Annotated in this window: 22 protein-coding genes; 13 read left to right on the top strand and 9 right to left on the bottom strand. The window is 70.6% G+C overall.

Going from position 1 to position 22,268, the window contains the following annotated elements; translation table 11 throughout:
- Positions 1–14: 14 nt before the first annotated feature.
- Complete coding sequence (gene gcvH, locus ASF71_RS17245) at positions 15–380, bottom strand: glycine cleavage system protein GcvH (RefSeq protein ID WP_056302432.1); 366 nt, start codon at positions 378–380, stop codon at positions 15–17.
- An 83-nt stretch (positions 381–463) separates the two neighbouring features.
- On the bottom strand, positions 464–1,540 hold the full coding sequence (gcvT, locus tag ASF71_RS17240; protein WP_056302431.1) for a glycine cleavage system aminomethyltransferase GcvT: 1,077 nt from the start codon (positions 1,538–1,540) through the stop codon (positions 464–466).
- A gap of 127 nt (positions 1,541–1,667) precedes the next feature.
- On the opposite strand from gcvT, the gene ASF71_RS17235 reads away from it, so the two are divergent.
- Both ASF71_RS17235 and ASF71_RS17230 read left to right on the top strand, forming a co-directional pair.
- Positions 1,668–2,213: a 2'-5' RNA ligase family protein gene (locus tag ASF71_RS17235; RefSeq protein ID WP_056302430.1), complete on the top strand. Its 546-nt coding sequence runs from the start codon at positions 1,668–1,670 to the stop codon at positions 2,211–2,213.
- 45 nt (positions 2,214–2,258) lie between these two features.
- Complete coding sequence (locus ASF71_RS17230) at positions 2,259–2,888, top strand: SDR family NAD(P)-dependent oxidoreductase (protein WP_056302429.1); 630 nt, start codon at positions 2,259–2,261, stop codon at positions 2,886–2,888.
- Positions 2,889–2,910: 22 nt separating this feature from the next.
- Here ASF71_RS17230 and ASF71_RS17225 read toward each other — a convergent pair whose 3' ends face one another.
- On the bottom strand, positions 2,911–3,471 hold the full coding sequence (locus tag ASF71_RS17225; RefSeq protein ID WP_056302428.1) for a 5-formyltetrahydrofolate cyclo-ligase: 561 nt from the start codon (positions 3,469–3,471) through the stop codon (positions 2,911–2,913).
- 72 nt (positions 3,472–3,543) lie between these two features.
- Positions 3,544–4,410, bottom strand: coding sequence for a DUF4394 domain-containing protein (locus tag ASF71_RS17220; protein ID WP_056302427.1), 867 nt, complete (start codon positions 4,408–4,410; stop codon positions 3,544–3,546).
- A gap of 265 nt (positions 4,411–4,675) precedes the next feature.
- On the opposite strand from ASF71_RS17220, the gene ASF71_RS17215 reads away from it, so the two are divergent.
- Entirely contained in the window at positions 4,676–5,206 is a 531-nt protein-coding gene (locus ASF71_RS17215) for a phosphoribosyltransferase family protein (RefSeq protein ID WP_056302426.1), read from the top strand.
- 70 nt (positions 5,207–5,276) lie between these two features.
- Here ASF71_RS17215 and ASF71_RS17210 read toward each other — a convergent pair whose 3' ends face one another.
- Entirely contained in the window at positions 5,277–5,603 is a 327-nt protein-coding gene (locus tag ASF71_RS17210) for a hypothetical protein (RefSeq protein ID WP_056302425.1), read from the bottom strand.
- 162 nt (positions 5,604–5,765) lie between these two features.
- On the opposite strand from ASF71_RS17210, the gene ASF71_RS17205 reads away from it, so the two are divergent.
- From ASF71_RS17205 to ASF71_RS17175, 7 genes are all read left to right on the top strand, one after another.
- A complete protein-coding gene (locus ASF71_RS17205) occupies positions 5,766–6,242 on the top strand; it encodes an NUDIX domain-containing protein (RefSeq protein ID WP_056302424.1) in 477 nt (158 codons plus the stop codon).
- Between the two features lie 26 nt (positions 6,243–6,268).
- Positions 6,269–7,687, top strand: a complete 1,419-nt coding sequence (locus ASF71_RS17200; protein ID WP_235514571.1) for a M1 family metallopeptidase — start codon at positions 6,269–6,271, stop codon at positions 7,685–7,687.
- A 57-nt stretch (positions 7,688–7,744) separates the two neighbouring features.
- Positions 7,745–8,512, top strand: a complete 768-nt coding sequence (locus ASF71_RS17195; protein ID WP_056302423.1) for a BON domain-containing protein — start codon at positions 7,745–7,747, stop codon at positions 8,510–8,512.
- A gap of 43 nt (positions 8,513–8,555) precedes the next feature.
- The gene (locus ASF71_RS17190) at positions 8,556–9,806 is read left to right on the top strand and encodes a hypothetical protein (protein ID WP_156372940.1); all 1,251 of its coding nucleotides are present in this window, start codon (positions 8,556–8,558) and stop codon (positions 9,804–9,806) included.
- Between the two features lie 72 nt (positions 9,807–9,878).
- On the top strand, positions 9,879–11,624 hold the full coding sequence (locus tag ASF71_RS17185; RefSeq protein WP_056302421.1) for a sensor histidine kinase: 1,746 nt from the start codon (positions 9,879–9,881) through the stop codon (positions 11,622–11,624).
- Positions 11,621–12,646 (top strand): DUF4097 family beta strand repeat-containing protein, encoded by a 1,026-nt coding sequence (locus ASF71_RS17180; protein WP_235514570.1) that lies wholly within the window; start codon positions 11,621–11,623, stop codon positions 12,644–12,646. The genes ASF71_RS17185 and ASF71_RS17180 overlap by 4 nt, the downstream gene beginning before the upstream one ends.
- Positions 12,643–13,314: a response regulator transcription factor gene (locus tag ASF71_RS17175; protein WP_056302420.1), complete on the top strand. Its 672-nt coding sequence runs from the start codon at positions 12,643–12,645 to the stop codon at positions 13,312–13,314. Before ASF71_RS17180 ends, ASF71_RS17175 begins: the two co-directional genes overlap by 4 nt.
- A gap of 46 nt (positions 13,315–13,360) precedes the next feature.
- On the opposite strand, the gene ASF71_RS17170 is transcribed toward ASF71_RS17175, so the two are convergent.
- The 4 genes from ASF71_RS17170 to ASF71_RS24585 form a co-directional block, all read right to left on the bottom strand.
- Positions 13,361–14,152, bottom strand: coding sequence for an isocitrate lyase/phosphoenolpyruvate mutase family protein (locus tag ASF71_RS17170; protein ID WP_056302419.1), 792 nt, complete (start codon positions 14,150–14,152; stop codon positions 13,361–13,363).
- A gap of 232 nt (positions 14,153–14,384) precedes the next feature.
- Positions 14,385–15,131: a chlorite dismutase family protein gene (locus tag ASF71_RS17165; protein ID WP_056302974.1), complete on the bottom strand. Its 747-nt coding sequence runs from the start codon at positions 15,129–15,131 to the stop codon at positions 14,385–14,387.
- Positions 15,132–15,268: 137 nt separating this feature from the next.
- The gene (locus ASF71_RS17160) at positions 15,269–16,312 is read right to left on the bottom strand and encodes an aldo/keto reductase (RefSeq protein WP_056302418.1); all 1,044 of its coding nucleotides are present in this window, start codon (positions 16,310–16,312) and stop codon (positions 15,269–15,271) included.
- A 147-nt stretch (positions 16,313–16,459) separates the two neighbouring features.
- The gene (locus tag ASF71_RS24585; RefSeq protein WP_200939737.1) at positions 16,460–17,116 is read right to left on the bottom strand and encodes a hypothetical protein; all 657 of its coding nucleotides are present in this window, start codon (positions 17,114–17,116) and stop codon (positions 16,460–16,462) included.
- Positions 17,117–17,182: 66 nt separating this feature from the next.
- Between ASF71_RS24585 and ASF71_RS17150 the strand changes: the two genes are divergently transcribed.
- From ASF71_RS17150 to mutL, 3 genes are all read left to right on the top strand, one after another.
- Positions 17,183–20,110 carry a hypothetical protein gene (locus ASF71_RS17150; protein WP_056302417.1) on the top strand — a complete coding sequence of 976 codons (2,928 nt, stop codon included), beginning with the start codon at positions 17,183–17,185 and terminating at the stop codon, positions 20,108–20,110.
- A gap of 75 nt (positions 20,111–20,185) precedes the next feature.
- Positions 20,186–20,548 carry a VOC family protein gene (locus ASF71_RS17145; RefSeq protein ID WP_056302970.1) on the top strand — a complete coding sequence of 121 codons (363 nt, stop codon included), beginning with the start codon at positions 20,186–20,188 and terminating at the stop codon, positions 20,546–20,548.
- 49 nt (positions 20,549–20,597) lie between these two features.
- The gene (mutL, locus tag ASF71_RS17140; protein ID WP_056302416.1) at positions 20,598–22,265 is read left to right on the top strand and encodes a DNA mismatch repair endonuclease MutL; all 1,668 of its coding nucleotides are present in this window, start codon (positions 20,598–20,600) and stop codon (positions 22,263–22,265) included.
- Positions 22,266–22,268 lie beyond the last annotated feature (3 nt).

Here is a 22,268-nt window from a genome sequence, read left to right as displayed (position 1 = left end):
CGGATGGGCGGGACTTAGTTCGCCTGCGCCTCGTAGGCGGCGGCATCCAGCAACTCGGCGCTTTCTTCGGTCACGTCGAGCTTGAACAGCCACCCGCCCTCGTAGGGCGACTCGTTGACCTTCTCGGGGTTGCCCGACAGGTCCTCGTTGACGGCCGTGACCGTGCCGCTGGCCGGGGCATAGATATCGCTGGCGGTCTTGACCGACTCGACCACGGCGACCGTCTCGCCCGCCGTGACCACGCGCCCCACTTCGGGGAGTTCGACGTACACCACGTCACCAAGCTGGTCCTGCGCGAAGTCGGAGATGCCCACGGTGCCGTCGGCGGCGAGCCATTCGTGGGAGGCGGCGTATTTCAGGGTGTCGGGGGTGCTGGGCATGGGTCTATTCTCCTTGAGAGGACAGTGGTGGGTGATGAGTGGGGCAACAGCCTGGGCTGGCGCCAGGGCCGGGGGTCTACTTCCTACTTCCCACCGACATAGAACGGCACGTCCATGCGCGTGGCCGGGTGGTCCTTGCCGCGCACCTCGACCGCGTAGGTCTCGGCGTTCGCGGCGCCCGCGTCCACCAGGGCCAGGGCGATGGGGTGGCCCAGCGTCGGGCTGGTCGTGCCTGAGGTCACGCGGCCCACGACCTGTCCGTCCACCTTCACGGGATAGCCCTCACGCACGGGCACGCGCTCCAGGCGCAGGCCGATGAGCTTGTGGGCAGCCGGCACCTGCAGATGTTCGCGCCCCAGGTGCGCCTTGTCCTTCACGACCCAGCCGTAGTGGCTGCTCAGCGGGTGGATGTCGTCGCCGAACTCGTGGCCGTAGAGGGGAAAGCCCGCTTCCAGCCGCAGGGTGTCGCGCGCGCCCAGCCCGGCCGGCACGACACCGATCGCCAGCAGCTTGTCCCACAGCGTCTCGGCCTCCGAGGCGTCCACGAAGATCTCGAAGCCGTCCTCGCCCGTGTATCCGGTGCGCGCCAGCTGCACCTCAAAGTCAAACAACTTGGCGGCGAAGTAGGCGTTCTTCTTTTTCGCGTTCAGGTCGGTGTCGGTGAAGGGCTGGAGCATCTCGGCGGCTTTTGGTCCCTGCACGGCGAGCAGGGCGGTCGTGCCCGACTCGTCGGCCAGGGTCACGTCGTACCCGCCGGTCTGGGCCTGAAGGTGCGCCCAGTCCTTGGCGATGTTGCCCGCGTTGACCACCATCAGGTAGTTCTCGGGGGCCGCCATGTAGATGTAGATGTCGTCCACCAGACCGCCCGTCACGCCGGGCAGCCAGTTGTAACCGGCGCGGCCGGGGCGCAGTTTGCTCACGTCGTTGGTGGTCACGTGCTGCAAGAAGGCCAGCGCGCCGGGACCCGTCACGCGGAACTCGCCCATGTGCGACACGTCGAACACGCCCGCACCCGTGCGCACGGCGTCGTGTTCGGCCTTGAGGCCCGCGTACTGCACCGGCATGTCCCAGCCGCCGAAGGGCACCATCCTGGCCCCGGCCCGCAGGTGAGCGGCGTGCAGCGGGGTGCGTTGGAGCACCGGATCAGGGGTCTGGGTCACGTCAAAACTGTACCTGACCTCTGGTCTGGAGCGTCCGGGCCGTCTGGACACTCGGCGCCTGGGCCGGAGGGCTAGACTGCCCCATGTTTCCCCGAAAAAGCCGCTCTCCGCGCACTTCCTGGCCCGTGTGAGCCCCTCGTACCTCCTGGCGGTGCTGCCGCCTCCGGCCCTCGCCGCGCGCATCGCCGCCTTCCGGGAGGGGCACGCCCTGCGCGACGCGGCGGCCACGCCCCACATCACCGTCAAGGCGCGCAGCGGCCTCTCACCCGATCTGGACTGGGCTGCCACCGCGCGGGCGGCGGTCGCCGGGCACGCCCCGGTCCAGGTGCAGGTCGGGGGGCCAGCGGTCTTCCGCAACGGCACGGCCCTGTACCTGAGCGTGCACAGCGCGGACGCGGTCGCCCTGCACCTCGCGCTGCTCTCTGCCCTGCGCCCGGCCCAGCGCTTCGGCTACGAGGGAGCGCATATGACGCCCCACCTCTCGGTCGCGCTCGCCCGGCGCGGCACCGATCTGTCGGCGCTGCTGGACGCGGCCCGCGTCGCCTTCGCCGACCTGACGGCGGCCCCCCTGGCCTTCACCGCCCACGAGGTCGCCCTGCTGCGCAAGTCGGGACCGGGCGGGGTATACCTGCCGCTCGAGCACTGGCCGCTGGGGGAGAGCGGGGCGACGTAGGCGGGCGTACCGTCACGCGGCCGTGTCTGGGGTCTGCTGTGGCCCATGCAGACCATGATTCTGGGCGCGACGGGCGGCATCGGGGCGGCGACGGCGAGGGCCTTCGCGGCGCAGGGGGACGACCTGATCCTCTCGGGGCGTGACGAGGGCAAGCTGGGTATGCTGGCAGCCGAACTCGGCGCGGCGGCCCGCGTCGCCGACCTGGGGTTCGAGAGCCATGTGCGCGCGCTGCTGGAGGCCGCGCCTCCGCTGGACACCCTGGTCTACGCCGCCGGCGCCGCGTGGCCGCATCCGCTCGCGGAGGCCAACCCCGCGCAGGTGCGTCAGGTCTGGAACGCGAACTATTTCGGGGCGCTGTGGGTGCTCAAGCACGGGCTGAGCCGCCTGGCCCCCGGCGGCCGGGTGTACCTGATCGGCGCGCGCCCCGAACTCGTCACGGCGCGCGGGTTTTCGCAGTACGCCGCCAGCAAGGCCGCTCTGGCCCGCGCGGCCGAGATTGCCCGGCTGGAGACGCGCGGCCTCGCCCTGACGCTGGTGCTGCCCCCCGCCGTGGACACGGCCCTGTGGGCCCAGGTCGGCCGCGCCCCACGCGGCGCCCTGTCGCCGGACGTTGTGGCGCAGGCCATCGTGGCCGACCGCGCCGGTCCGGCCCAGGCTGAGCTGCGGGTGGAGTAGGGGGTGCGGGGTGGGCCGAGCTTCAGGGCCGGACCCGCGCCACGCCTTCCTCCGTCGCCAACCATCCGGCGCGGCTGTCGTGGGCCTCGCTCGGCAGTTCCGGGACGACCAGCGGCGCCCACGTTACCCCGACCACCAGCCCGCCGAAGTCCGGCAGCAGGCGGTCGTAGAAACCTCCGCCGTAGCCCAGGCGCACGCCGCGCCGGTCGTAGGCCAGGGCGGGCAGCAGCACGGCGTCCACCGTCGCCAGGGCTTCCTCGGGCGCGTTCACGGGCGGTTGCAGCGCCCCGAAACGGCTGGGTTCGGTGGCCGTGTCCCAGGCGTGCAGGGTCAGGCGCGGCGTGGGCCGGAACCGGGCGCGTGGGGCAAGCAGCGTGAAGTCCTCGGCCAGCCCCGACACGTCCGGCTCGCCCGGCAGCGCGCGGTAGGCCAGCACCCGCCGCGCGCCCTGGGCGTGCAAGAGGCCGCGCAGGTGGGCCGTCACCTCGGCCGAGCGGTCAGGCAGGGCGCCGCGCGTGGCCCGTGCCCAGCTTCGCCACTCGGTCTTGGGGGCGTCCGGCGCAGGGGTAGGGGAGAGGGTCATGTCCCGACGATAGCGGGCCGCATGGAAAGCGGACCACCCCGCCTTGGAGTGGCCCGCTCTGCCCGGAACGATTTAGCGGCTGGGCAGCTTGAGCGCGATGGCCTTGATGCTCACACCGCTGATGGTGCTCACGGCGGTCGCGGCGTTCGAGGTGGCGCTCAGGTTGACGCGGTAGAGGGTGGTGCTGGTGCCCGACACGGCCGTGAGGTAGGCGTCGCTGGCCCCGGCGATGTCGAAGCCGGCCAGACCGGTGCCCACGTCCACGCCCAGCGTCGAGCGGGTGACCAGAGTGCTGAAGGCCGGGCTGACCGTGTTCTCGACCAGCGTGTCGGTGGCCGAGTCGATGGTGTAGAGGACGGTCGCCGCGCCGGTCGGTACCGCGCCGGCCGCACTGTCGTTGTACGAGTTGGTGTAGGCGGCCGCCGTCAGCACGGGCGTCTTGCCGAAGTTGGCGTCACCGGCGGCGTAGGCGAAGGAGCCGTCAGGGGTCACGGTACCGGCCGGCGCGGCCGAGGGCACGGGCGTGCTGTTCACCGTCAGGCGGTAATTGTCGTTCGCGGCGCCCACCACGCGCAGGCGGTTGGCGACCGGGTTGAAGTCGATGGCCTGCGTCGTCTTGGCGACCGAGGAGCCGTCGGCCGTGGCCGCGCCCGTGTCGGTGTTGATGACATAGATCTTGCCCGCCGACGTGGCCGCGTACAGCCGGTTGTCGGTGTTGCGGAAGTCGAGGTCCACGAGCGACTCGCCGCTGGCCAGGCCCGTCACGCTCATCGTGCCGTAGCTCGCGGCGGCGTTGGAGGTACCGAAGGTGGCGAGCTGGTTGCCGCCGACGAGGCCGTAGGCGGTAATGCCTTCGGGCGTGGCGGGCGTGACAGGCGTGGTCGTGCAGGCGGACAGCGCGAGGGCGGACAGGATGCTCAGGGCAGCGATTCGTTTCATGGCGGGGCCTCCGGGGCAGGGGTAGGGTCGGGGGGGTCGGAAGTCGGGGACAGGTCCACCGACGGGCGGCAGCCCGCGCCGGCCGGCCAGAAGCCGCCGCACGGTCCGAACAGGTCACTCGGCCTACTCAGCTTTAAGCAGGGGGCGTTCCTGTGGATGACTCGGCGCCTTGACGTGGCCTTCACGTTTCATCTGCCCGCTATCCGACTGTGATGGGCGCGGTCGCCGCCAGGTGACCGCGCCGGCGCGGAGTACACTTGCGGGCGTGAAAACGTTTCAGGTCCAGGTGGGCCAGGTGAGCCGGGAGCTGCCCGTGGTGGAAGTCGCGCCGGGGGTCAGCGTGGCGCTGTTCAACATGCTGGGGGACACCGAGGTGACCGAGGCGGCCGGGCGTGAGCTGGCTGCCCTTATTCCCGCCGATGTCGACGTGCTCGTCACGCCCGAGGTCAAGGCGCTCTCGCTGGCGCACGTCATCAGCCGTGAGAGCGGCAAGCCCTATGTCGTCATCCGCAAGACGGAAAAGCCCTACATGGTCGAGCCAGTGGCGCGCGAGGTGGTCAGCATCACGACCGGCAAGCCTCAGCTGCTCGTCCTCGACGGTTTCGACGTTTCCAAGATCAGGGGCCACAAGGTCGCCATCGTGGACGACGTGGTGTCCAGCGGCGGCACCCTGCACTCGATCCAGCAGATCATAGAGGAGGTCGGCGGCGAGGTGGCGGCCGTGATCGCCGTCTTCACCGAGGGGCAGGAACGCCCCGAAGTGATCGCTCTGGGGCATCTGCCGCTGTTCAAATAGGTCGGGGTTACAGAAGCGGGAGGGGGAAGCCGGTACGTCGGCTTCCCCCTCCCGCTTCTGTGTCCACTCCTCAGCGGTCGGTGCCGGGCAGCGGCTTGCTGCGTGCGGGGCCGCCGTCCACGCCGCCGCTGCGCTCGGCACCCTCTCCGCCGGTCGAGGCGCCGCCCAGGTCGCTGCCGAGCTCGCTGTTGGGCGTGCCCTGGCGGTCCTCGAAGTCGCTGCCGCCCAGCAGGCCGTCGTCGAAGCCGGGCTGGTCGTTGGGGTTTTTGGCGTCGTCCTGGGTGTCGGCGCGCAGGATGCCCTCGACGGCCATCTTGTCCTGAAGGAGCTCGCCGGTGGTGCCCTCGTCCACCACATCGGGCGTGAAGCTGGTCTCATCGCGGTCGGATCTGGTCATGTGCCGAGCCTATAGGCCCCGCGCGCCCGCCCGGCTGAGGCCGCCTTGAGCGATCGTGGGGGATCGGCGCCGTGGTCCGGGCACCGGACGCCCGCGTGCAGGCCGGACAAAGTAAGACGCCGCCGCCGCCCGGCCCCCAGTGGGCGCTAGACTCGCCGGCACATGAGTCACCTGTCGCGCACCCTGCCGATCAAGCGCGCCGCGCACGTCTACCTCGTCCAGGAGGACCAGCTTCTGCTCGTCGAGGAGCGCATGGACGACGGCAGCATCTTCTACGGCCTGCCTGGCGGCAAGGCGCACGCCGGCGAAACGCTGGGCGACGCCGCCGTGCGCCAAGTCCTCGTCGAGACGGGCCTGCGCGTCACCGACCTGATGTTCGTGAGCCTCATTGAGGGCGAGCTGCTCACCGGCACGCGCAACGAGTGCTACGCCAACTTCGGGCGCTTCACGGCGTCCTTCAGCGGTGACCTCGCGCCCACCGACCCCGAGGTGGTGGGGGTCAAGTGGGTGCCTTTCGCGCAGGTCGAGGCCCTGGTGCGCTACGGCCCGCCGCCCGAGGTCGAGGAACGCAACCCCCTGATCTGGGTGCCCACCCGCGACTTCGTGCGGGGTCAGCCGCGCGCCTACTACCCCATCTGAACACGTCCGGTCCCCGGCGCGGCGGCGTGGCTCTGGCCGCTGCTCTGCTCGGCGCGCTGCTTCTCTCGGCCGCGCCGGCGCCGGGCGTGCCTGCCGCGTCGTCCTTTCCCATCGGGGACCGTATCTACCCCATGCTGGGGCAGGCAGGGCTGGACGTGCGGCACTACGACCTGGACTTGACGGTCGCGCGTCCCGGTACCCTGGAGCTACGCGGCGAGGTCACGCTGACGCTCGCGGCCACGCGGCCCCTGGCGGCCGTCGCGCTCGATTACCTGGGGCCGGCAGTGCAGGAGGTGCGTTGGAACGGCGCCGCGCAGGCCTTCACCCTCGACCGGGCGGCGGGCAAGCTGCGGGTCGTGCCGCCCGCGCCGCTGCGCCCCAGCGAGACCGCGCGCCTGAGCGTGCGCTACGCGGGGCTGGCCGTCCAGACGCCTGACCTCTCGCTGCTCACCGGTTGGCAGGCGGTGCCGGGGGCCGGCGGCGTGGGCGGGGCCAACTACAGCCTCAGCGAACCGGTAGGGACACGCGGGTTTATGCCGGTCAACGACCATCCCTCCGACCCGGCGACCTTCACTGTGCGTATCACCGTGCCGGCGGGGTACACGGCTGCCGCCAGTGGCCTGGAGACCGGCGTGGTAAGCGGCCCGGCGGGCCACACCTTCACCTTCGAGCAGGCGGTTCCCATTCCCGCCTACGCCCTGGCAATCCACATAAACCGTTTCGTGCGGGTGGACTCGGCCCCGGTGCCGGTCGGCGTGGGAGGCGCGGCGGTCGTGCGGCGCGACTATTTTCCGGCCGGGCTGCCCCCGCGGGTGGCGGAGTCGGTGCGGGCGCCCTACCGCCGGACCGGCGAGATGCTGGAGGTGCTCGCGGGATGGTTCGGGCCCTTTCCGTTCGCGGCGCACGGCTCGGCCATCGTTGAGAGCCCCGTGCCCGCGCTGGAAACGGCCACCCTGAACACCATGCCGGTGCGCTCCAGCAGCGAGCGCGTCCTCGTCCATGAGACGGCGCACCAGTGGTTCGGGGACCGCGTGGTGCTGGCTGACTGGTCGGACGTGTGGCTCAGCGAGGGCTTTGCCACCTATGCAGAACTGCTGTGGGCGCAGGCTCAGGGGCAGGACGGCGGCGAGGTCGCGGCCGGGTGGTACGCCCGCCTTCAGGGCCGGCCGACCCGGCCCCTGGCCGCGACCTCGGCTGAGGAACTGTTCGACCAGACGGCCTACCTGCGCGGCGCGCTGGCCCTGCACGCCCTGCGCACCGAGGTTGGAGACGTGGCCTTCCGGGGGTGGCTGCGGTCCTACGTGGCGGTGTTCTCCGGTCAGCCGGCCAGCACTGCCGGGCTGCTGGCCCTGACCCGCCGCGAACTGGGCGTGCGGGCCGAGGCGACCCTGCGCCTGTGGGCCGAGTCGCTCACCTTGCCGCCGCTGTCTGCCCCACCTTCCTGAAGATTGCGCCAACGTGAGCTCAGTCACATCTTCAGGATTGAGGCTTAGGCTGCTGGCATGTGGCCATTCGGAAAGAACACGGCGCAGCGCGTCGAAGAAGCCCTTCAGGGAAACCCCGTCCTCGCGCCGCTGGGCCTCGTGGTCCAGGAAAAGGGCGGCACCGTGACTGTCACCGGTGAGGTGGCCCGGCAGTCGCAGGTCGGCCTGATCAGCGCGGTCGCGGGCGGCATCAGCGGCGTGCGTAGCGTGGATACGAGCGGAGTGACCGTCACGGAGGCCCAGTCGGCTCCGGTGCCCGAAATGCCCAGCGAGCCGGTCCAGATGCCCGACATCGTGCAGCAGAGCGCGGGCCCAGCGACGGCTTCTACACCTGCGCCGACCTCGGCTACCCCCGACCTGAGCGACAAACTCACCGAGGACAACAGCCGCGTCGCCAAGGCGGTGCTCGCGGCCCTGCGCGGCAACGGCGAACTGGCCGACGACCCCATTGACGTACTCCAGAGCGGCAAGAGCGTGATCCTGCGCGGCGTGGTGGACAGTGACCACGAGAAGCGCCTCGCCGAGCAGCTCGCGCGGGATGTGGACGGTGTCGCTGGTGTGGATTCCAGCGGGCTGCGTGTGGCGGCCGGCGTCAAGGAACTTGCCAAGGAAAAAGACGAGCAGACCGGCGACACGGTCTACACCGTCAAGCCCGGCGACAGCCTGAGCGCCATTGCCCAGAAGTACTACGGCGACGCGATGGAGTACAAGAAGATCGCGCACTACAACAACATCAGCAACCCCGACCTCATCCAGCCCGGTCAGCGCCTGCGCATTCCCGGCTGAAGCTCGCCAGACAGTCCCGGGAGCGGCGGCTAGACTCGGACCTGTGTCCGGTCTGCCGCCGCTCCCCTGTGAAGTCGCCGTGTGGCATCCCGGCAGCCGACAGGTGCTGCGGCGCGGTGACGCCCTTCCCGTCCTCGACTTCCCGCAGGGGTCCGATCCCGCCGGGGTCGTGCGGGCGGTGTGGGGGCTGACGGTCTGGCCTCTGCATGATCTGGGGGCGCGCTTTGGCCTGGGTGGGCCGGTTCACCTGCAAGCGCAGAGTGAACTGGCCCCGGCGGGGCTGGCCTGGAGCCCGGTCTTGCCGGAACCTGTGCCCGGTGCCCGCCCGTGGCAGCGTCCCGGCTGGCCGGCGCATACTCTCGCCTGGCTGGATACCGAACTGGCCGCGCGGGGACAGGGCCGCAGAGGGCCGCCCACCTTCGTCTCCATGCATGACCTGAACACGGTGTGGGAAGTGTCCCTGCACGCCGGGCCGGCTGAGGCCACTTCCGCCTTCCTGAAGGTGAGTGAGACGGGGCGCGAGGCGGCTGTCACGGCCGAGGTGGCCCGCACGCTGCCCACGCTGGTGCCCCCACTGCTGGGGGCCTGGCCGGAGAGAGGCGCGCAACTCGTCGCCTCGGGCGGACAACTGCTGGACGGTGTGGCCGATCTGGACGCCTGGACGCAGGCGCTGACCCGGCTGGCCGATGTTCAGCGGCGGGCCGACCCAACCGCCCTCGCGGCCGCAGGCTGCCCCGCCTGGCCGCTGGGCCGGGCGGGCGAGGCCATCCTGGTCCTGCTGGACGATGCGGCGGCGCTGCGCAACTGGAACCTGCCGGAAGCCGAGATCGCCGCCCTGCAGGCGGACCGGTCCCAGGTGCGCGCGCTCCTGCGGGACCTCACCGCACACGGCCTCCCCGACCGGCCCAGCCACGGCGACGCCCACCCGCGCAATGCTCTGCATGGGGTTCGGGGCAGCGTGTGGTTCGACTGGAGCGAGGCGACATGCGCGGCCCACCCATTTATGGATGCTGGGTGGTTCCTGGCGTTTGCCCTGCACCCCCAACGGGGCGGCCTGCCGGTGCGGTCGCGTGCTGGGCTGGAGACCGAGCTCGCCGGGGCCTTCCTGCGGGCCTGGGATTGCCCGGACGCCGCGCCGCTGCTGTGGCGGGCCCTACCACTGGCCCTGTTGCACCGCGCGGTGGTGTATGACCGGCAGTTCCGCGACTGGGCGGGTACGGTGCCGGGGTGGCGGCCCCAGTACACGCGCTTCGCCCTGCGTCAGGCGGTAGGTGAGTTGACGCGGCTGGGCTGATCCCCGCGCGCTACGCCTCCTTCCCCCTTTCGGTGGACGCCCGCGCGCCCACGGCCCCCTACGCTCTGGCGCATGATGGGCTGGATGGCGGAGAGGGAGGACCTGCGGGCGGCGCGGCGCGAGGGGCCGCTGAGCGACCTGTGGGACCCGCAGACCTACCGCGTGGCGTTGTACGTGCTGCTCGCCCTGCCGGTGGGCGGCGCGGCAGCGGCGCTTCTCACCGGCGGCGTGGTCGTGGGGCTGCTGACCCTGCCGGTGCTCGTGGGCGCGGCGCTGCTGCTGGGATCGCTGTGGCTCGTGGGCGGGCTGGCCGACGTGCAGCGGACTCTTGCCGGACTGCTGGGTGTGGGCTTCGTGCGCCCGGCGCTCGCGCCCGCCTACACCGGCGTCCTGCCCTGGCTGCGCGCGACTCTCGGCGACCCGGACACCTACCGCGCCCTGCTGTTTCACGTCGTGCAGTTGCCGCTGGCGCTGCTGTGCTGGCTGGTGCTGGCGCTACTGCTGGCCGTGGCCGCCGTGGGCCTGAGCGCGCCGCTGTGGGCGTCGGCCCCCGAACGCGTCACGCCCGTGTTCCTGACCTGGGGTAACCTCAGCGCGCAGCCCACGCCGCTGGCCGCCGCCGGTCTGGTGCTGCTGGGGCTGGGGGCGGTGATCGTCAGCGCGGGCGTCCTGAATCTGATGGGGCGGATGTGGGGGCGACTGGCGGGCGCGCTGCTCTCGCAGGGAGGGGCCAGCGAGGCGGCGCGGCGCGAGGTGCTGGCGCTGCGCCGCGCCGCCGGCCGGGTCGCCCTGGGCGACGATCTGGAGGCCACCCTGCGCGACCTGACCGACCAGGCCCGCGCCGCGAGCACCGCGCGCACGGTCGCGCTCGTGGCTCCCGGCGGCGCGCTGCGCGCCCTGAGCGGCGCCCCCCTGGACCCCGGCGACGACTTGGAACCTCTGGCCGGCGTGCCGCTCTCGGGCGGAGCGAGCGTGCGCGCCCTGAAGGGCGGAGGCACACTGGCCCTGCTGCCGGTCACGCTGCCCGCCTCGGCTGGGGTGGGGGGCGGCACGCTGCGCGCCGTGTACGCGACGGGCCGGCGGCCGGGGCCGGACGAGCTGGCCTTTTTGCTCAGCATCGCCGACCACGCGGGCACGGCGCTGCACGCCGCCGAACTCATCGAGCGCGCGGGCGCGCGGGCCGGCGAGCAGGAACGCGCCCGGCTGGCCCGCGAGCTGCACGACAGCGTGGCGCAGGCGCTCTACGGCATCACCCTGGGCGCCAAGACGGCGCGCGCCACCCTGGAGCGTGACCCGGTCCGCACCCGCGCGAGCCTGGACTACACCATCCGGCTGGCCGAGGGCGGCGTCTCGGAGATGAAGGCGCTGCTGTTCTCGCTGCGCCCCGACGCGCTGGAGGAAGGTGGACTGGTTGCGGCCCTCTCGCAGCACGCACACGCCCTGGAGGCCCGTCATGGTCTGAACGTCCATGCCGAACTGGGCGCCGAGCCGTCCCTGACGCCCGACGCCCAGGCCGCCGCCTACCGCGTGGCCCAGGAAGCCCTGCACAACGTGGTCAAGCACGCCCGTGCGGAGTCGGTGTGGCTCTCGCTGCGCCAGGAGGGCGAGGAGGTGCGCCTGGAGGTGCGTGACGACGGGCGCGGGTTCGACACGGCGGCGGCGGGACGCGGCACCCTGGGCCAGCGCAGCATGCGGGAGCGCGCTGCCGGGGTGGGCGGAGCCCTGCGGGTCGGCAGCGCGCCGGGCGAGGGGACGGCCGTCGTCCTGACCCTGCCCGCCGCGCCCGCCGAAGCCCCACCGCTGCGGGAGCTCCCATGACCCTGCCCCCGCCCCGGCCACTGCTGCCGGTGCTGGCGCGCATGGCGCTGGGGCTGGCGCTGGCTTCGGTGGGGGGACTGCTCATGTGGCAGGGCCTGAATTTCCGGCCGACTCCCGGCCTGGCGACGGTCACGACCCCGGCCGAGGTGCCGCTCGACGGCCCTCTGCCGCTCGACTACGCCGACACGGCGACCGTGAGCCTCGCGGGCGACCGCAGCGACCTGAACGTCTTTCCGCTGCCGGCCGGCAGCCCGGACCTGCTGCGCGGCGACGCCCGGCACCGGCGCCGCAACCTGCTGGAGGTGTCGGTCGGCCGAGAGGGCCGCGCCGTGCAGGCCGAACTGGCGCTGTACGTTCAGGACCTGCAGCGCGGCGGCGTCGTCGCGCCCGAGCCGGTGCAGCACCGCCTCAGCGTGGGCCTGACCCGCGCCGTTCCCCTCACCCTGAGCACCCTGACCTCGGGCGGAGACCAGCGGCTCGACCTGCGCAGCCTGCGCCTGCGCGCCCTGACCGTCCGCAGCGACAGCGGCGACCTGGACCTGACCCTGCCTGCGCAGCCCGGCGGCCCGCTGGCCCTCATCACCCGGCGCGGCGCGGTGCAGGTCACGGCGCCGGCCGGGGCCTCGCCCGAGGCGCTGCGGGTCAACGGGCAGTCGGGCGACCTGACGCTCGCGCTGGGCGGCGCGCGCCTCGACGCCCTGAGTGCCGGCACGCTGGGCGGCGACGTGACCCTCACGCTGCCCACAAGGGTCAACCGCGGCAGCGTGACCACCCAGAGCGGCGACGTGGAGGTCACGGCCCGCAGCGGCACCTCCGGGAACCTCGACATCCGCACCCAGAGCGGCGGCGTGACCCTGCATGTGCCGGCCACCCTGCGGGTGCGGGTACGCTTCACCGGCCGCGACGCTCTGCTGCTGCCGCCCGGCACGCCGCCCGCCACCGCCCCCGACCTCGACGTATTCGTGGACGCCCCGCCGGGCAGTTTCACCCTGCGCGTCCCTTCCCAGGAGAATGAACCATGACCGACCCTGCCCCCACATCCGCCTCCAACGTCCGCGTGCTGCTCGTGGACGACCACGCCGTCGTTCGCCAGGGCCTCCGCCTGTTTCTGGGCCTCGACGAGAACATCGAGGTGGTGGGGGAGGCCAACAACGGTGAGGAGGCGCTGGCCGAAGCCGGGCGCCTGCGTCCCGACGTGGTCGTCATGGACCTGATGATGCCCGTGATGGACGGCATCGCCGCGACCCGGCAGCTGCGACGCGCGTACCCCGACACCGAAGTGATCGCCCTGACCTCCACCCTGGAGGAACACAAGGTGAACGGCGCCATCGAGGCCGGGGCCATCAGCTACATGCTCAAGGACGCGTCGTCGGACACGCTGGCCGACGCCATCCACGCCGCCGCGCGCGGCGAGGTGCGCCTGCACCCAGAGGCGGCCAAGCGGCTCGTGCGCGACTTCCGGGGCGGCGAGATGCGCGAGAGCCTCACTCCCAAAGAAACCATCGTGCTGCAACTGCTGGCGCGCGGGCACAGCAACCGCGACATCGCCGCCGACCAAGGCGTCTCCGAGGCGACGGTCAAGACCCACGTCTCGCGCCTCCTGAGCAAACTGGGCCTGGAGAGCCGCACCCAGGCCGCGCTGTACGCGCTGAAGCATGGGGTAGCGAGTCTGGACGGAGTGGAAATGTAACAACGCCCCACCATGGGGGCGGGGCCTGTGCGGGAAGGGAAGCGGCTCAGTTCAGCGCGCGGGTGCCTTCGGGCAGGGTGCCGCCGCCGACCAGAGCCTTGGCCGCGTCCTGAAGGGCGGTGAGGGCCACGCGCTGCGTGAAGGGGCCGGTCGAGACGCGCGCTACACCCAGCGCCTGCAACTCGCGGGCGCTCAGGCTCTTGCCCGGTACGCTGATGACCGTCAGGCGGTTGTGCCCCAGCGCCTGCGCGACCTGCGCGATCTCGTCGCGGGCGATCAGACCGGGCACGAAGACCACGGGGGCGCCCGCTTCCAGGAAGGCCTGGCCCCGGCGAATGGCCTCGGCCAGCACCTCGGCACGGGGGGTGCTGGCGTCGGCGCGGGCCACGGCGTCGGTCCGGGCGTTGAGCACGAACTCGATTCTGGCGGCGCGTCCGGCGGCCATCACAGCGCGCACGGCGGCCACGGCCTCGTCCAGCGGGCGCATCTGGTCTTCGAGGTTGCCGCCGACCACGCCGGCCTCGATGGCCCGGCGCGCCGTCTCACCCGCGTTGCCGTACCCGGCTTCGAGGTCCATCGAGACGGGCAGGTCCACGGCGGCCGCGATACGCCGCACCATGTCGAGGTGCAGGTCAAGCGGGATGTGCTCGCCGTCGGGATACCCGAACGAGGAGGCGATGGAGTGGCTGGCGGTCGCCAGGGCCTGCGTGCCGGGCATGTCCGCGACGACCTGGGCCGAGACCACGTCCCACACGTTGGCGAGGGTCAGGATTTCGGGGGCGGTATGCAGGTCGAGCAGTCGGCGGGCTTTGGCAGCGAGGTCGGTTGTAGGGGTCATGTCGGGCTCCTGGGGCGCGGCGGAGGGGAGGCCGAGGAATCGTCTCCCGGGCCAGCCGCATCTATCTGTAACTATCTACCTATAAGTAGGTAAAGTCAAGGGCCGGATACCGTGAAACTGGGGCGGTCCCAGTTGCGGCCTGCCGGTGGCGTACGGGTGGCCCGTCATTCCCACTACAGAAAACCGGGCGCGGGTCGCCCACCGGCCCCCGCGCCCGATCTGGCAAAGAAGGTCAGGCCAGGTCGTCCAGCAGCTCGGCGAGGTCCTTTTTCACGCAGGTGAACATGGGTACGTCGCGCAGGGTATACAGGCTCGCCTCGGTGTAGCGCAGCCGGCCCACGAGGTCCACGAACTCCTGCGGGTAGTCGCTGTCGAAGCTCACCACGAACTCCTGGTCGTCGATGCCGTAGGAGTAGCTCGTGTTGATCCGCACGCCCTTGAACGGCCCCGAGGCGTGGATGTGCTCGTCCATCATGCCCTGACGCGAGTGCGGCGAGAGGTCGTACCATGCCCGCGTCTTGACGAAGGGGTAGATGAACAGGTATTTGCCCTGCCCGGGCAGGATCTCCAGGCCGTGCCCACTGCCCTCAATGCGGTTGACGTACTGGCTGCGCTTCTGCATGGAGGTGTAGTGGTAGGGCTGTGTGAGGTAGCCCATCAGGCGCGTGCGGTTTAACCGGGCCTGGGCTTCCTGGAACTCGCGCACGTCGAAGGCGATGCGCCACAGCATGAAGTCCACGTCGCCGCGCAGGCCGACCAGCGAGTAGGGGCGCTGGATCAGGCCCTTCTCGGCCGGCGCGTCCTCGGCCCAGCCGTGCGCGGCGGCCAGGAACTCGGCCTTCAGCTCATCCCGCTCGGCCTGAGGCAGACGCCGGAAGGCCGGGTCGAGCTTGTAGAAGGCGTAGTTCAGGAACTGCCGGTTGGCGCGGTCAGCCTCGCGCCCCGTGACCTGCCCGCTGGGGTCGAGGTCCACCATCATCTTCGGGCGACCGGGGCGGCCCCCGGCGGCGGGCGCACCTGCGGGGGCTGCTCCAGCAGATCTCTGTCCGGCGCCGGGCGGCGTGGCCTCGGTCTGCTGCGGGGCGGCCTGGGTGCTGGTCTTCGGGTCTTCGTGACTCACTGGGCCGCCTCCGTCTTGACGATTTCCTGCCCGCGCAGGTCGTGCGTCAGGCCAAAGTTGTCGCGGTAGAGCGCCTGAACCGCGCCGTACTCCTCGCCAGTCAGGGGCGCGGCGTCGAAGGTCGCGGCGTATTCGCGCAGGCCCTGCTCGGCGTAGATGTTGGGCAGGACCGTGCCCATCGCGGGCGAGTGCAGCGCGAACTGCAGCGCGAGTTGCCCGATGGTGCGGCCCCGGCCCTCGACGAACTCGGCGTTCAGTTGCTCGGCCTTCTTCAGGCCGTCTTCCATCCAAGCCTTGCGCTTGGTGTTGGTGGTCATGCGCCAGTTGCGGTGATCGCCTGGTTCAAATTCGGTGTCCAGCGTCATGTAGCCTTCCAGCAGCCCGGAAGCGTGCGGCACGCGGGCCATCACACCGACCCCCTCGGCCTCGGCGACTGGCAGGATCTGCTCGCCCAGCACCTGCTCGAGCAGGTTGTAGATGATCTGGGTGGGCGCGCGGCGCTCGCGGACAGAGGCGACGCCCTCCTCGACCTGACGCTCGTTCAGCGCCGGCCCCAGCGCAGTGCCGTAGGCGCGGATGAGGCCCTCGGCCTTCGCCTTTTCCAGCTCGGCCCACAGGTCGTCCTGGCGGATCGCCTCGACGCGGCAGTTGTGCAGCTGGTAGTAGTCGATATAGTCGGTGCCCAGGCGCTTCAAGCTGCCCTCCAGCGCCTTACGCATGTATTCGGGCGTCCAGTCGTGCGGGCGCTCCTGCTGGCCCGGCCGCTCGGGGTTGTTGTAGATGTCGTAGCCGAACTTGGTCCCGATGACGATCTGTTCGCGCACGTCCCCCAGGGCCTCGCGCTGAAGCTCCTCGGCTCGGCCCGAGGCATACGTGTCGCCGTTGTCGAAAAAGGTGATGCCCAGGTCGAACGCCTGGCGCAGCAGACGTTTGCCCATCGCCTCGTCCTTGACGCCCCACCAGGTCGTGCCGACCGTCCAGACGCCGAAACCCACGGCGCTCAGCGTCAGGTCCGTGCCCTGCAACTTGCGGTATTCCATAGCTGCACTATCCCACCGCCCTGAGGGGATGTTTTACCCCGACCAAGCGGTCAGGCCGGGCGTGGGCTGGGAAGGCAGAGCATAGAGTTGACGTTACCTGCATACCGCGCTATAGTTTACCAATCACCGTCCGAGAGGGCGGATTTTTTATTGCTCGAGTGTGGGTTCGGGCCAGCGTGCAGGTTCTGGAAAGTGCAGCCGTACCCCGGAGAAGCCCACACCGAGCAGGGGCCTCCGCTCTGGTAGCTTGGGCGCCAGACCCACCGCGTGCAGCACGGTCAGGTGAGCCGGACTGGCGTGGGCCGTTCCGCCGATGGTCGTCAGTTTCCATTCTGGGCCGCCGTTCAGGGCGGGTTGTGCGATGGTGCGCCACGCGCGGGGCAGCCAAGCGGCATTCACCGGTAAGGCGGGACCGCTGCGGTGAAAGGCGAGGTGGACATAGGGTTTCCCCCCAGTGTCTGTCACGCGCACCTGCCCCGGCACGGACCAGTCGAAAGCAGCCTGTGCTTTGGGAATGGCCCAGTTGCGCCGGCCCCAGGTCACACTCGCGGCCGTGCTCACCACGATGCGCCGGATGCTGAGGCGGCCCCCGACCGGAGTGACGACCGGTGCCTCCACCCACATCAACTCATCGTAGGGGCCGACCGGCGAGGAGACGTAGCGCACGAGCAGCAGGGCGCCCACCTGGGCCGGACGCAGGCGGTAGAGGGCGAGCCAGCCCCGGCCGCGCAGGGTCCAGGGCGGCAGATGCGTTAAATCACTATCAGCTAAAGAATTATAATGTTCTTTGGGATTTTCTCTCATGGAAGACTCTCCTGTTCGATCTCTGCCTCTCTTCTGCGCGACGCCGCGCCTACCAAGGAGTCCATCTTGACCCTCAAAGCTCTTCCTTTTCTGGCCATCACCTGCCTGCTGGCGGCGTGCGGCCGGACGTCCGAGGCCGTCACGCCGCCCGTGGCCCCCACGCCGTCGGCACTGTACGAACTGAACTTCCAGAACCTCGGCAGCGCGCAGGCCACCGCCTCCGCCCAGCGCCTCGGCGGCGGTCTAGGGGCCCAGCGTCTCGAAAACGCCCCCGAGCCCCTCGGTCTGGGCACCACCCCCCTCTCCACCCTCGAATTCGTCACCACAGAGAACGGCAAGAGCGTGCGGCACGCCCAGGCCACCTTCAAGCTCACGAACACTTCAGGGCGGGCCCTGAAGAATCTCGTCTTCCTGCCCGTGGCCCTGAACGACACCGACGGCGACCCTTCCAACAATGCCCAGGCGCCGACGGCTGGGGGCACGCCCTTCCGGACGGTGCGGTACTTCGACGGCAGTGACGCCTCGGCGTTGGCGGGGACCCTGACCCCGGTGCAGGGGCAGCGCCTGAATACCGACAAGACGGCGGCGCAGGCCGACCCTGACGCCGACGTGTACTTTCGGGGCCTGAGCACGGCGGGGCTGAATGTGGCGGCGCCGGCGGGGCTGAGCGTGCAGGTGACGGACGGGGGGTGGCTGGCGGCGACGTCGCTGGCGGCGGGGGCAAGCACGAACGTGACGTTCGCAGTGGATATGGGTGGGGTGGACCCGGCGAACCTGAAGGCGACGCCGTACAGCTTCAGCCTGCTGGTGACGGGGGGGGAAGATGCCACGGCGACCGATCTCAGCAGTTCCGTGGACCCCGCCAGCATCCAGGGCGTGATCCCGGACTGGAAGTACGGCGAGGGGCAGGTACTGGGGTACGACTACACCGGCCCGGTGGTCGTTGGAACAGTAGCCGCCACCGGGATCGTCGGTGGACGGCTGCCGAGTGCTCCCAGGGTGGAGGGCCTTCTTTCCGGATGCACGTTCTCCGGAGAAAGCAGCGCGCGCAATCCTGGACTGTCCTCTTTTTCCTCGACGTATGCGGTGCGCACGGTTGCCGGCGATCTGCTGGGCACGCTGCGGGAACGGGATACGGCTGGCCAGTTCGTCCTCCGGGTGTACTCCGACACCGCCGTTCGCCTCAAGGGGCGGCAGATCTGTGCGGGCTTCGAGACCCAGTTGGACGTGAGCCTGAATCGGGGCTGGAACCTCGTCAACGAGAGACTGGTCGGTGTGGACGAACAGGATACGGTGACATTCGCTGTCACCTCCGTCCCCATGGGAACCCGTACTCAACTCCAGTACAGTCCGTCCAGAGAGGGCATAGAAGTCATCTTCGACGATCAGGGCGAGTTGGCCCTGCGCGCCGGGCAGACGGCTACCCGTAGCGTGCGCCTCAACCAATCCGGCGCGATCAGCGGTGATGTGACGCTGGAAACTAATGTGCCCGGCGTCACCGTCACCCCCGCGACCCTGACCCTTCCCAGCCTAGAGACCGCGCCTATCCGTGGTCAGGGCCTGAGGAGACAGGGTGTGGGCGCCCAGGCGCTTGCCCGCAACCTGACTTTCAGCGCTGAGGCCGAGGCCAAGGCCTATAGCGGTCCCCTGACCCTGATCGTTAAGAAGGGGGGGATAGAGGTAGGACGAGGCAGTCTGTACGTCAGTTTGACGGTTCCCAGCGTATCGGCCTACTTCACCACTTCGCTCTCTGAGCAGACTGGATCGCTCGCTCAGGGTGAAACGCGGGACTTTCCCGTTGCCCTGAGCAGCGTGGAGGGCTATGCCGGCACCACGACCGTTACGCTCGCGGGCTTACCGGCGGGTGTGAGCGCCACGACTGAAACCGTGACCCTGACGGCGAACGGCCAGGCGAATGCGACCATCAAACTGACCGTCGGGCCGGACGTGACGGTGGGAACGACCTTTGACGTTCAGGTGGTCGGACCAAAAATCGTCGCCGGCTCCAACGCCACACAGAGCTACAGTGTCTCGCCTATCCGCACGCCTATCGCCCTGCGTGGTTATCACGCCTCGGCCCCTGCTGCCAGCGGAGTCTGGATTCTTGACCGCGCTGCGGATAACACCTTGACCTTGCTACGTCAGGAAGGCCGGCAGACGGTGCAGCGGGTTGACCTGGGCATCCTAAACAAAGACCCGTTGGGGTCTCCTGCCTACACGACGCGGCTGTTCAGCACGCCTGGGGGTGATGCCCTCGTGCTGACCCTGAACGACGGCAGTACCCAGGGTGCGTACGTCTTCACCCTGACGCGTGTGGGCGCGACCGGCGAGCGCAGTGCCGTGACGCTGCGCGGGAGTGATCTGAATTACGGCGTTCTGACCGGCAAGCCAGACGCTCAGGGAAACTTCTGGTTCCTGAGCAACACCGGGGCGGGGGTGGCCCTGAACAAGGCCAGTCTTCTGACTAGTACTGCCGAACGGGTAACCATGCTCACGGAAGTTGACAGCACCAACCCCATTCTCAGCAGCCCGGATGGCCGGACCCTGATGATCGTCGGCTCCAGCAGGCTCTACCGGATCGACACGGCGACAGCGGTCGTAAGCGACGCTGTGCGCAATACGTCTCAGCCTCTACCTGCGGTGCTCGACAACTCCGGTAACTGGTACGCCGTGGGTGGAGGCGGCATCCTGCGTGCTACTCCGGCTGGAGATACCAGGAGCTACAACAATACATACGGATACGGAAATATTATCGGTATAGACCGCGCCGACCCCAACAGCCTGTGGTTGTTTGGTGGCAGCAGCTTTCTCAAACTTGACCTGACGAACAACGCGGCCAAAGCGACGACCATCTACACCTACTCGTCGCAAAGTCCATATCTCTCCAACGCCGGTCAGAGCCTCAACGGTGGTGGCGGTGCGTGGCTTTTCGGCTCGTCCACCACCTATAGCGGCACCTCGACCACCACCTACTTCGCCTCACTCGTCAAATAACCCTTTACCCCCAAGCCGGAGCGCCGGGCTACCCCCCCCCGCTCCGGCTTTGTGCGGCCGCGCTACCCTGCGCCCATGCTCAAGCACGTCTCCTTCCTCTCCCATGACGTGGGCGCCGCCCTCGCTTTCTATGTGTGCCTAGGCGGCGTGACCGAAAAGGACCTCGTGACCGCCGAGGGCCACCGCCGCGCTGTGCTGAGGCTGGGCGAGGGCCGCCTGCAATTCTTTGAGGTCATGGGCGAGGAAGCGCGCCCGCACCCCCACTGGGCCGAACACATTGCCGTGCATGTTCGGGGCCTGCGCGCCCTGCTGCTCGACCTGCGCGCGGCGGGCGTTCCCGTGACCCGCGACCTACAGCCCAGCCCCAGTGGCCGCGATATGGCCTTCGTCCTCGACCCCGACGGGCGGCAGGTCGAGTTGCTGGAGGCGGACGGATAGACCTCACGGTGGCTGGGCCGGGGCGCGATATGCTGGGAACAGAACGCCCATGAGCCTCCCGACCCGCCCCATCCAGATCCTGCCGCCTCAGGTCGCCCGCCTGATCGCGGCGGGGGAGGTCGTGTCGCGCCCGCTCGACGTGGTGCGGGAACTGCTCGACAACGCGCTGGACGCCGGGGCCACCCGCATCGAGTTGGAGGTCGCGGGCGGCGGCCTGGACCTGATCCGGGTGCGCGACAACGGCTGCGGTATCCCGGCGGCGTCGGCGTCGCTCGCGGCCGAGCGGCACGCGACCAGCAAGCTGTCGCCGGACGGCGCGGGCGCGGCGCTGCACGTCACCACCCTGGGATTCCGGGGCGAGGCGCTGTGGGCGGCGGCGCAGGCGGGTGAGTTGCACCTTCTAACTCGGCCCGCCGCGCAGGTCGGTGCCTGCGAGGTCCGGGCCCGCGGCGAGGTCACACAGGTCGCCCGCGTCTCCGCCCCGGCGGGTACGGCGGTCACGGTCACGCGCCTGTTCGCCGAACTGCCCGCGCGACTGCGCACGCAACTCGCGCCCGCCGCCGAGGTCCGCGAGATCACGGCGCTCGTGGGCCGGTACGTGCTGCACCATCCGGGCCTCTCCTGGCGCCTGACGGTGGACGGCGAAGCCCGCCTGACCCACGCGCCCGCCGATACGCGCGGAGCCGTGGCCAGTGTCTACGGTCCCCTGAGTGCCAACCGGGTCATGGCGGTGGAGGCGGCGGGAATCAGCGGCGTCGTCTCGCGGCCCGAGCTGACGCGCACGCGGCGCGACCGGATGCACTTCAGCGTCAATGGGCGTCCCGTGCAGGCCCCGCCCGAGCTCGAGAAGGCGGTCATCGAGGGGTTCGCCGAGCTGCTGAGTGCCGGGGCCGCGCCGCTGTGTGTGCTCGACCTCACGGTGGCCCCCGAGGACCACGACCCCAACATTCACCCAGCCAAACAGGTGGTCGCGCTCGCCGACCTGGCGGGCGTCGCAGCGCGGGTGCGCGCGGCGGTGACCCAGGCGCTCGCAGCGCACCCCCTCGCGCGCTCGGCCCCGGCCCTGAGCGCGCCCCCCACGCCGGCTCCCGAGCGCCCCGGCGGCCAGTTTCCGGCCCTGAGCCTGCTGGGCGTGTATCAGGAGCTGTACCTTCTCGCACAGGGCGAGGGCGACCTGTGGGTGGTGGACGCCCACGCCGCGCACGAACGGGTGTTGTACGAGCGCCTGGGCCGCGAGCTGCACGCCGCCGGCCCCGTCCCTCTGCCCGAACCCGAACTGCTGCACCTGACCCCGGAGCAGCTCGCTCGGCTGCACGAGCACGGGCCCGAGCTGCGCGCCTGGGGGCTGGACATCGAGGACTTCGGCGCGGGGCTCGCGCGGCTGCGTGCCGTGCCCGCTGCCCTGGCCGCCCTGCCGGTGCCCCGGCTGCACGAGCAGATCGTGGAAACGGCGCTGGGCGGTGGCCCCGATCCCCGGCGCGAGGTGCTGGGCCGCCTGGCCTGCGCGCCCGCCCTCAAGGCCGGGATGCTCGACCACGCGCGCGGAGCGGCGGTGCTGGCCGCCCTGGAACTCTGCGAGCTGCCCTGGGCCTGTCCGCATGGCCGCCCGACCACCCTGCGCCTCTCCGAGCGCGAGCTGGCCCACGCCTTCGGGCGCCGGGGCGTGCGCGATGTGGCGCGGGGCCGCGACGAACCGGTCCCCGTACCGCAACCCTGAAGG

The sequence above is a fragment of the Deinococcus sp. Leaf326 genome (assembly GCF_001424185.1).
Taxonomy (GTDB): domain Bacteria; phylum Deinococcota; class Deinococci; order Deinococcales; family Deinococcaceae; genus Deinococcus.
Note: the sequence above shows the minus strand (reverse complement) of the source record. Positions and strands in the feature narration are given on the sequence as shown.